We start from the raw sequence: 2,436 nt of genomic DNA, 5'->3' as shown, positions 1-2,436 counted from the left end.
CCCGGCGCACCGTCAACGTCTTCGCGGTACCCCGCAGGCCACGCTTCGCGCCGCGTTATCGGTGTCTTGCGACGCCAGTTTGTTCTATTCGAGGGTGCCGATGGTGGGTTCGGGGCTGGCGCCGGGGATGCGAGCGTCGGCAACCGCGGCCCAGAGGTCAGTGGCGGTGAACGCGCCGACGAACGCGCGCTGCACCACGCCGGTGGCGTCGGCGACGACCGTCATCGGGATCGCGGAGATCTCGTAGCGGCGGTGGAGGTCGCCGCGCACCGACGCCTCGACCTCGCAGGTCGCGACCGCGCTCGACTCCAGTGCTGCGAGCTTGGGCCGGAGACCGCGACAGGAATCGCACACGGTCGACGAGAACAGCGCGACGAGCCACGGCGCGTCCGGACGCGGGAAGTCGGCGCGGTCGAGCTGGCGCGGGATCGGGTACACATCGCGCGGTGGCGCTTCCGGCTTCTGGCTTCGCATGAGCCAGGCGACCCCGAGCACGACGACGAGGATCGCGGCGCCGATCGCGAGCCGGCCGGTCATCCGCGCGTTCCGTACGTGTAGTCCGGCACCGCCGCGGTGATCGACGCTCCCGCGGGTCCGGTGTAGGTGATGCCGACCGCGACCGGGCGGTCGGCCGTGACCACGAGCACATGATCCCCGCCGGCATCGAGCGCGGCCAGGTCGAACACCGCGAACCGGCCGGCCTCGACTGCGCGCTCGGGTTCGCTCGGCGGGCCGGTCGTCTCGCCCGCGTCGAACACGAGGAGCGCGGCGGTCAGCGGCTGCGAGCCCGGGTTCAGCACCGTGACGACACCGTCGACGTTCGCCGCGGGCAGGGCGATGACCCACCGGCGCGCGAGGCGGGTCGATCCGAGTGTGGTGGCCGCGCCGGTGCTTGCCGACGCCGACGGCCACCACTCGAGGAGCTCGGCCACAACCGGGCCCGCGCGACCCTCCGTGTCGCGCGCAATGACGGCGACCGCGTACTGACTCCCTGCAGGTACGTGAGTCGAGACGTCGACCGTGGTGACGCCACGCGCCGGGATCGCGACCGATTGCGCGGCGAGCGTCTCCTCTCCGTCGAGAATGACGTTGACTTCGACCGTGGTGGACGAGGCGCTGAAGTTCGCCACTCCGATCACGCCGCTCGCACCATCCGAAGTGGAGCCGTAGGGGAAGTACCACTCGTGGCGCGGCGCCTCGGCGCCCAGCGACAAGGCGACCCCTTCGCGCACGACCTCGCCGTCGGACGCGGTGCCGTCGAAGAGATGCGAGCGCTCCGCGACCACCCGGCCTGTCCGCGCGTGAACGTGGATCGCAACGTCGCGCTGACGCGGAACTGCGACGTGCACCGGGATGGTCACGCGCGAACGGCGCGGCACGGCGAGCGCCTGCAACGCGTCGGGCTCCTGCACGCCGTCGTCGGTGACGAAGGTGACGTCGACGATGGCGTCGTCGCCGAACGGGTCGAACAACACGAGGAACTGCTGGGCGCCCTTCAACGTGGTGCCGCTCGCGAAGTACCAGTCGGACGACGCGCCGCGCGCACAGGGCTCCGTCGCGATGTCGCCACCAGTCGATGGGGATCGGGCGTCGAGCTGGTGCGACACGACGGCCTGGCCGCCCACCACTTCGACGACAACCGCGGGTTCCGGCGCCTCGACCAGATCGGCGACGCGCACACGCGCCTCCGCGCGCGGTTCGAGGTGAACGGTGCGCGACACCGGAGCCGCGACGCCGCCAGGCATCACCGTGACGGTAGCGTCGATCCGCGTGTCGGCGACGCTCGCGACGAGAATCGTCTCGTCGGCGCGACCATCCGCGGTGGACGTGCCCTCCGTGCAGTACCACGAGGTGGAGAGCGCATCGGCAGGAGGCACCGCCGGGTTCGCCGCGATCGCGCCGGCACGCGCCGCGCTCGCTTGGCTCGACGATTCGCTGCCGTCGTACACGATCGCCGCTACCAACAGCACGGCGAGCGCGATCAGAATCGGACCTCGGTGGATCGTCTTCGCTGTCATACCCGCTCCCACCAGAACGTGTCGTCGTCGAGCGCTTCCGCGAACGGATCGCGACGGAGACGCGCTTCGCGTCGGTCACGCGCCGATTCCGGGATGGGTCGCACGGAACGAACGCGCGTGCGCCACCAGCGCCACAGGACGAAGAGCCAGATCACGAGCGACACGCCGAGCAGCGTCCAGCGTTGCCACTGGTGTGCGAACGCGAGTGCTACCGAGCTCTCACTCGTGACCCGGTACCCGTTCTCCCATCCGAACGCGCGGAAGTGGCGGAGCGACGTGCCAGTTTCGGACGCGGTTGCTTCCCAGACGGTGTCGTACGCCTCACCCCACAGCACGACGCCTGGCGCGGCCGGAGCGGCGGTCGGGAGCGGCTCGGCCGCTGAGAGGTCGACGCCGAGTGCCGGGGGGGGGGGGGGGG

General features: G+C 71.1%; 3 protein-coding genes. All 3 read right to left on the bottom strand.

Annotated elements, in window-relative coordinates; all coding sequences use genetic code 11:
• Positions 1-84: 84 nt before the first annotated feature.
• A complete protein-coding gene (locus WD271_13610) occupies positions 85-537 on the bottom strand; it encodes a thioredoxin domain-containing protein (GenBank protein MEX1008867.1) in 453 nt (150 codons plus the stop codon).
• Positions 534-2,018 carry a DUF5719 family protein gene (locus WD271_13605; GenBank protein ID MEX1008866.1) on the bottom strand — a complete coding sequence of 495 codons (1,485 nt, stop codon included), beginning with the start codon at positions 2,016-2,018 and terminating at the stop codon, positions 534-536. The genes WD271_13610 and WD271_13605 overlap by 4 nt, the downstream gene beginning before the upstream one ends.
• Positions 2,015-2,436: hypothetical protein (locus WD271_13600; protein MEX1008865.1), on the bottom strand; the 422-nt coding region annotated here is incomplete at its 5' end. The genes WD271_13600 and WD271_13605, both read right to left, overlap by 4 nt.

It is taken from the genome of Acidimicrobiia bacterium (assembly GCA_040880805.1).
Classification (GTDB): Bacteria; Actinomycetota; Acidimicrobiia; order IMCC26256; family DASPTH01; genus DASPTH01.
Note: the sequence above shows the minus strand (reverse complement) of the source record. Positions and strands in the feature narration are given on the sequence as shown.